This window comes from Rhizobium sp. Root708, from assembly GCF_001429725.1.
GTDB lineage: Bacteria > Pseudomonadota > Alphaproteobacteria > Rhizobiales > Rhizobiaceae > Rhizobium.
In genome coordinates this window covers 1-6,922 of the sequence record NZ_LMHV01000009.1, presented here as the reverse complement: position 1 = coordinate 6,922, position 6,922 = coordinate 1, and the positions used below count along the sequence as shown (strand labels likewise).

The window sequence follows — 6,922 nt, the reverse complement described above, 5'->3', positions numbered from 1 at the left end:
CATGGCAGTTGCCGCGTCGGCTCATCGAGTGAACCAGATTGTGGTGCTTGAGGAACGATGCCCAGTCCATGCTGGTGAACTGCGAGCCTTGATCCGAGAATCTGTTTTAGGAAAGCGGCGCCAAAGGCCCGAGCCCGATCTGGATACGTGCGAGTGGCGCTGTGAACTTCCAGACGACCAGTCCGCCATCAAAACTCCATTTCGCCTGACCTGAAAGAGCGGTTGGTACCAGCTTTGAGAGGACGAGAGCCCCGTAGCCTTCGTCCTGCGCCAGTAAATCGGCATAAGCCACGGCTTGCTCAGACCAAATGAGCTCGAATATGTCGACGCCCTCTTCACTGGCTAGTCGCCACGTAATGGATATTTCGCCAACATCCGTGACGCCGAAGCGCATCGAATTCATGATCAGTTCGTGGAAGGCCATGCCAAGATTGAGAACGGCGTTGGCGTCAAGCACGATCGTCGGACCGGAAACCTGGACCGGCTGGAAAGCTTCAAACGGCTTGAGCTGATGAGCCACGAGATCCGTAAGGCTGACGCCGGCCCAATCGACCTGCGAGAGAAGATCATGTGAATGAGACAGCGCCATGATCCGTCCGCGGACCCGCTTCTCGAAATCTTCGATTGAGCGGGAGCGTGTCGCCGTCTGCCGGATAACGGCAAGGACGATGGCATATTGATTTTTGACGCGATGATTGATTTCTCGCATCAAGAGGCGGAGCCGGCGATCGCTTTCGCGTGTCTCCGAGATATCCCGGGCGACGCTCGATGCACCGACGAGTTTCCCGGCCCGACTTTCTATTGGAGAAATAGTGATCGAGATCGGGACGATCCGGCCGTCACGGTGGCGGCGCGTCGTCTGGAACGGTTCGATCCGCTCCCCCAGTTTCAGCCGGCGCAGGATGTCCGCCTCCTCATCCCGTTTGTCGTCCGGTATAATCAGATAGATCGGCTCTCCGATCATCTCGGTTGCCGCATAGCCGAACATGCGTTCGGCCGCCTTATTCCAGCTGACGATCGTCCCCGAAAAATCCTTACTGATGATCGCGTCGGAGGAGGACTCGACGATGGCTGCAAGGCATTCTGCGCTATGTTCATCCATGCCCAACCGCTTGGCTTACTGCTGCTTACTTCGGTGTGATTTAGGCAGGAGCCTGACAGATCGACCTCGCGAACCATAAGAAAGTTCAGGCACGGTCGTAGGTAAATGAGGTCAGCAACGTCGTCACGAAATTGCTAGCTCTTTCCTTGACCAGCACCTCCGTCCACTCGTCAGTGCCGCGAAGCCTCAAATCCGTGTAGATACTGTCGACTGCAGCTTCTTCGATCCGCTTTATATGCGTGTTAAATGACGCCTCGCCACCGGCATGATACATGTCTCTGATGACCATGCGCAGGATTTCCTGAATCGCAATTTGCCAGGAGGTGTTGATCGCCTGTAGTTCGTTCGGGTCCGTTGCCATGGTTGGCTCCTCGAGACTGAATAAATTCGGGCATGACGGCGTCACGCCCTGATCTATTCCACGGACCCATCCAATAGAAGGTGGGTCCCTGGATACTAGGCCTGCCGGGCCTTGCGGGCGGCATAACGTCTGTCGCGTTCAGCCTTGCGAGCGGCCTCATCTTGAATAACCCGTGATATCCGAGCATTCTCGGCCGACTGTCGCGCCTCGATCTCGGCCGCAGCTGCTGCCTCGATGGCCGCCTGTTCTTGAGCCGCAAGGGTCTCGACCCGGGTACGCTCCTCATGCTTCAGTCGATCCCGTTCCGCACGGCGCGCCTCGCGCGCTTCAACGAGCGAGATGCGCTCGACCTGTCTGGCGGCTTGTGACGGCTCGGCCGCCGTCTTTGCAGCTCGGTAGGCCGTGAGAAGAGCTGTCTTGGCGTCCGCAGCAGCGGAGCGTCGGTCGGTAATTTCGTTGTTTCTGGCGTTTCTCAAATTTTTATCCTGATATTCGTAGTTGGGATGATCAGCCGGCCTTGGATCGTTTGGCAAGCAGCGCAGATGTTGCAGACATCCGGTCGGCTTGCTCCTTAGCGAGGCGCGCTTCGCGCAGCCTGAACGTCTTGGCATCGCGCGCCTGGGCCACGGATTCGAGCTCTTCCGCCGCATTGTTCTTGGCGAAGAACTCCGTCTGGAGATTGCCGAAGGCGGTCTCGGCCTGCTGGCGAGATTTACTGTATGTCTCTGTCATTGAATGTCCTCGATGTTGGCTATGACGCCAAAACGAAAAAGGCCAGGCGAATTGCCTGGCCTCAAACTGATAATTGCTTCCGGCGATGCCAGTACATCCGTGGTCAAAGGGAAGCAGATATCTATTAAGCGTTCTGCAGATTACAGGCCGACATCTTGCCCGACTTGTTGTCGCGCTCGAGTTCGAAGCCGATCTTCTGGCCTTCGACCAGCTCGCGCATTCCGGCGCGCTCGACAGCGGAAATATGAACGAAGGCGTCAGCGCCGCCGTTGTCAGGCTGGATAAAGCCGAAGCCCTTGGTGGAATTGAACCATTTTACTGTGCCAGTGGTCATGATGAACCCTTTCAAAGCATAGAGTGAGGAACCGCGAAGCTCGTGCCACGCAGACGAAAACCGAATATTTTTGAAAGGGAAGTTCGCTTAAGCGCGGTGCCAATCGCACGGTAGACAAAGCTCGGCAAGCAAAAGATCGATTACGCAACTATAGGGTAACGGAGCAACGGCGTCAACGCTTAGTTTTCCCGATGCCCTAATTTCTATTAATGGTTGTCATGACTGTCTGAGTTGCGCGAGCAGCCGCCGCTAGCGGCGGCGCCATTCGAATGTCCCTGACCAACAAAAGCTTGCCGCCGATGCAGGCAAATCAGCGGTTGGAGTGGGAGTGTTTCCTCTGAACCGGTACCTGTAGGCGTTTCGAAAGAGCGTTGCGCCACCGGCAATTACCGTCTCACCATCGGGAGGGAATGAATTGAATTTACGACCGAGGGCGGAGATTGGCCGGCAGTACAGAGTCTCCTTTTGGGAGGGCATTTGCATAAGCAGCAGCTTCTCCAGAGTACGGAAAATCGTCACCCAGCTGTAATGTGCCATTGTAGACCTTGAAGATCGGCCCATCGACTTCAACGATCTTATAGCCGTTCACGACCTCGAATTTTGGTGTCTTCCAGCCCATGCGGAGCTCTCCTGGTTGGGGCACTTTGGGAATCTCTGCAATAATACCCGCTAAGGTTTTTTGGCTGAGGTGACGGAAATAAAGGACAGGGTGGTGTCGGCGCCAAGTCGTTCGCTGCGGATTTTGTAAGCGGCGTTCAGATGCGAGAGATCAAAGATGCGCTCTGCACCGTTGTACTGTAGAAGGCTGATGGTCAGCATCTTCGATGCAGAAGAAGATCGCCGAGGCTTCGGCGCTTCAAGTGCTTAGAGGTCGAGCAGCTGATGAATATGGGCGAGCGTAATCTCGTCCCGTGCTGGCCGATCTCTTTAGACGCATTGAGAAGCGGTTCGATAGATCACCAAGCCTCATCGTTCTGGACGAGGCATGGCAGATGCTCAGCCATCCGGTAGTCGCCGCACCCCTTGTGTGGTGCCTTGCCTGGAGAAAAGTTTGCCTTTCAGGACGTCGTCAGTCAGACCGGCAGGCAAAGGCCAGGACAGCCCTGCCGTCGCAGCTCGCCCAATCCCGTCCTGCACCGTGCTGCGGGCAAGCCCGAGCAGATCGGCAATATCGCGAACGCTCACGCCGTCTGATCGCAGTCGACGCAATGTCGTCGTTATCTCATGGTCAGCCTTCGTTTCTTCGACATGCCATCTCACGTTCAAAAGGAGATGCATGCCATGGTTGCTGGCCCAGCGGCACTGCTTACGTTGAAAAACTGTCCGGCATCGAATTGGAATTGCGTCCGGTAAATCATCGGAAACTACACCATGATTTCTCAGATTGACCTCGTAATCCTAGGACGCGTCGACGCGGTCCTTAGCAGAGTGCCGGTTCTGGCTCATCATGGTGACGGGCGCTTGAACGGCGGCCAGCATGGAGAGGATAAGGTTCAGGAATATGACCGGATAGGGATCGAAGGCGTGCGAGGCTGCGATCAGATTGACCGCTACCCAGACGGCGAGCGCAACGGCGAAGATTACAATGAATGTCCAAGAACCGCCGAATTTCGCTACCTTGTCTGCCAATCGTTGAGCCGAGGAGAGCTTCTCGTCGAATGACTGATTTTGAATCGCGGGTAATTTCCCTTCGTGAAATCAGTCGCCGGAATACCGCTTGCTTTCGCTGCGTCAGCGGCTAGAAGGGCTTTCCCAGGTAACGATTGGCACCAACCGAAATTTCCTGCGCAGATATCTCGCGCCCTGTCTCTGCAGACATGATCTCCTCCAGATGTACAAACTTGCCGCGACTTCAGGGCGTTAGTGCCGTTCAATACGCAACCAATTCCCTGCCAGATATCTGAGCAATCGAGATACTGAAGAAGATCGGAGTTTCCTTACCTTCCGAGTCGGTGCCAGGCTTGGAGGAGCCGGGCTCCCACCACAATGGCCGCTTTTGCAAGAGGGACCAGGCGTGAAGACGTTCGTCGTGCCGTTCCGAAGTGTCCGGCAGTTCCTCGTAGGTGCCTTGAACGAGGACGCTCCTCCAACGGTGATGTTCCCCGCTTTCCTCCACCTGAAGGCAAGCGTTCGGATTGCTCCGCATCCAATTTACCTTTTGCCCTGCCAGGGAAAAGACATAGAGCTTTTCCCCATCGAACGCGTAGTGGACAGGCACGACGTAAGGTCGGTTATCGTGGACACAGGCAAGATGCCCGACATTTTGGTGGGCAACGACCTCCCGACTTTCGCGCTCAGTCATTTCTCGAACGCCCAATTTATGATCCTCCTAGCTCTGAAACGCGGGTATGGAACGGCGCGAGCCTCGGCGTTTGCTCGAAGGTGCAGCTTTTTTCGTTGCTTCCCGGCCCATGTTTTCGAAAGTTGCCTCGAAAAGCTCCTGCGCATATGCAATCGCAGAATCGGCATCCAAGGATGACAGCTTGATGTCTTCGCATTTCAACCGCATCGCACGGCGAATGGCTGACAGCGCCTGTTGGGCTGCATGTTTGTCACCATCTTTGATGAGGAGGCTCAACGAGGTCATTGCGACAACCTCCAGTACCGTCATACGGCCTTCGATCTCGCCCATGGACTGAATGGCAAGGTTTGCGCCCTTCCCGTAACCATCGCGCTTGGCATTGTACATTTCGGGCATCCCTTTGTTAAGTTCGGCCTATCCTACCGGTTCATCTCCTCCGCGTGAAAGGCTTACGCCCTCCTGCGGACGTTTTTGCTTCGAGGACGCGAACGGACCCTCCCTCATTTTCCCAAGCTGAAACGGCAGCAGAGTCCGCGTTCAATCTTTGCCGTTTGGAGGCCGGATAATTGACGGTCGGGATGGTTGCGGCCTCAATCCGACGGATGACAACGACCTCCTCCAAGTGCCGATTACCTTCGGCCGCTTGCATCTCAGACGTAGCGTAGTCGGCCCGCTTGAGGACGCGTCTAATTGTTTTTCGTTCCTCGGGCGTGGGACACATCGATTCGATCCTTTAGCTGAGGCGGCGCAAGTATTGAGTGCTCAGGAGACGTTTCTCTCCATCTCGACCCGCATGAATTTTCCGACACGACACGCACAGCACGTGCCTTCTTCATGAAGGGTCCCCGGCCGGCTTAAGCGGCCTTCTCCCGGCATTGAGCAGAAGCTGGCGTTCTGTCGCAGTCGGCCCCAACAGCTTCAGCAGTCGTTTCTCTTCAAGGCGGTCAAGCCGGAAGCGCTTGGCAAAATCACTTATTGTCCAGATCCTTGCCAATCTGGACGAACGAGATTGTTGAGCCTTCGTGGCAGTCATTTGCGGCTCTCCTCAGTTGCGGCCGTCACTCGAACGTCGTGGTGGCCGTCAGCTGTCCTCTCGCGCGAGGTCACATGGCCTGCGCCATTGGTTTCTCCATGAGCATCGTACGGGCTGCTCAAGCCATAAAGGACCGCGAGAGCGAGCCCAATTGCCAAGGCGGCCACCATTATCCGTCGACCAGCCGGAGAAACCATAACGGGACAATCCTTTGTAAATCAGATATGGGCCAATCACCGGGCCGCTTGCTATCATTTGCCCTCGGCATCCTTCTTGATTGCCGACTCCAAGTCGCTCGGGTGAACCTGCAACAATTGCCTTGTCCCGATAATGACGCCCACGGCTGGTATTTCGATATGCGTTGCAGTTCTTCGGTAAGCGGGAAATGACAGTCCTTCTATCAATTCTTCATCTACTATCACTCGGTAGGTGCCCGCATCGAGCGGGACGACCAGAGCGCTTAGGGCAAAAGGACGAGAAAAGGTAATCTCAGATTCTGTTGTGCGTTCTGACATAGGAACCTCAATTGGTCGATTGGACCAACGCTCACCGCAAACGATGCTATTTCGGTAACTGCAATCCGGACGCTACCAGAACGTGCCTTGCAGTATGACGTAGAGAATGAATGCGACAGCCATGACCGGGATCGATTTCATGACGAAATCCCCGTATCTCAAGCCGCTGAGGAATCGCATTGCGCGTTCGTGTCTGGAAGTTCTTGCTATGGAAGACATCGCGTCCTCCCGCTTGGGGCTAGAGCTTTTGCGGCTCTAAAAAGCAGCGCCCGTTCCGTGGCTGCTACTATATCTCAGATGGGGAGGCTGGACGCAATTGCAAGGCGAAAAACGACTCCTTGCAGAAGAATGGATAGCGGCATTTTTCATTGTCGCGAAGTAAGCGGGTCTGCCACGCTGGCGTTTGGCTTCCATCGCGGATCGACGCCGACAGCTTTCGACATTTGGTCTGCCCCCTGAAAAGTGATCCTTCTTGAAGTATGGCTTATGAGCCGAAGAAGGACATTGGAATGGCAGCGAAAAGACACAAGGCAGAAGAGATCG

11 protein-coding genes and 3 pseudogenes are annotated in these 6,922 nt (G+C 55.4%); all 14 read right to left on the bottom strand.

The features are described from left to right. A pseudogene (locus tag ASE04_RS32035) lies at positions 1-97 on the bottom strand (DDE-type integrase/transposase/recombinase); the annotation flags it as partial. Between the two features lie 9 nt (positions 98-106). Continuing rightward, positions 107-1,102 carry a sensor histidine kinase gene (locus tag ASE04_RS08745; RefSeq protein WP_056815176.1) on the bottom strand — a complete coding sequence of 332 codons (996 nt, stop codon included), beginning with the start codon at positions 1,100-1,102 and terminating at the stop codon, positions 107-109. An 85-nt stretch (positions 1,103-1,187) separates the two neighbouring features. Next, positions 1,188-1,463, bottom strand: a complete 276-nt coding sequence (locus ASE04_RS08740) for a hypothetical protein (RefSeq protein ID WP_082597290.1) — start codon at positions 1,461-1,463, stop codon at positions 1,188-1,190. A gap of 95 nt (positions 1,464-1,558) precedes the next feature. After that, entirely contained in the window at positions 1,559-1,939 is a 381-nt protein-coding gene (locus ASE04_RS08735; RefSeq protein WP_056815170.1) for a DUF6481 family protein, read from the bottom strand. Positions 1,940-1,970: 31 nt separating this feature from the next. Then, positions 1,971-2,195, bottom strand: coding sequence for a hypothetical protein (locus ASE04_RS08730; RefSeq protein ID WP_056815167.1), 225 nt, complete (start codon positions 2,193-2,195; stop codon positions 1,971-1,973). Positions 2,196-2,319: 124 nt separating this feature from the next. Next, on the bottom strand, positions 2,320-2,529 hold the full coding sequence (locus ASE04_RS08725; protein ID WP_037135461.1) for a cold-shock protein: 210 nt from the start codon (positions 2,527-2,529) through the stop codon (positions 2,320-2,322). A gap of 421 nt (positions 2,530-2,950) precedes the next feature. Continuing rightward, positions 2,951-3,148: a hypothetical protein gene (locus tag ASE04_RS08720; protein ID WP_056815164.1), complete on the bottom strand. Its 198-nt coding sequence runs from the start codon at positions 3,146-3,148 to the stop codon at positions 2,951-2,953. Between the two features lie 50 nt (positions 3,149-3,198). Then, the gene (locus tag ASE04_RS32160; protein ID WP_156408737.1) at positions 3,199-3,348 is read right to left on the bottom strand and encodes a hypothetical protein; all 150 of its coding nucleotides are present in this window, start codon (positions 3,346-3,348) and stop codon (positions 3,199-3,201) included. A 177-nt stretch (positions 3,349-3,525) separates the two neighbouring features. After that, positions 3,526-3,807, bottom strand: a complete 282-nt coding sequence (locus ASE04_RS30600) for a hypothetical protein (RefSeq protein WP_156408736.1) — start codon at positions 3,805-3,807, stop codon at positions 3,526-3,528. A gap of 123 nt (positions 3,808-3,930) precedes the next feature. Further along, positions 3,931-4,348, bottom strand: a pseudogene (locus tag ASE04_RS08715) (DUF1003 domain-containing protein); the annotation flags it as partial. 51 nt (positions 4,349-4,399) lie between these two features. Then, positions 4,400-4,831, bottom strand: coding sequence for a pyridoxamine 5'-phosphate oxidase family protein (locus ASE04_RS08710; RefSeq protein WP_082597289.1), 432 nt, complete (start codon positions 4,829-4,831; stop codon positions 4,400-4,402). Between the two features lie 27 nt (positions 4,832-4,858). Then, positions 4,859-5,218 carry a hypothetical protein gene (locus ASE04_RS08705; RefSeq protein ID WP_056815636.1) on the bottom strand — a complete coding sequence of 120 codons (360 nt, stop codon included), beginning with the start codon at positions 5,216-5,218 and terminating at the stop codon, positions 4,859-4,861. Positions 5,219-6,115: 897 nt separating this feature from the next. Continuing rightward, on the bottom strand, positions 6,116-6,379 hold the full coding sequence (locus ASE04_RS08695) for a hypothetical protein (RefSeq protein WP_056815157.1): 264 nt from the start codon (positions 6,377-6,379) through the stop codon (positions 6,116-6,118). Between the two features lie 255 nt (positions 6,380-6,634). Further along, positions 6,635-6,823: pseudogene (locus tag ASE04_RS32030) on the bottom strand (hypothetical protein); the annotation flags it as partial. Positions 6,824-6,922 lie beyond the last annotated feature (99 nt).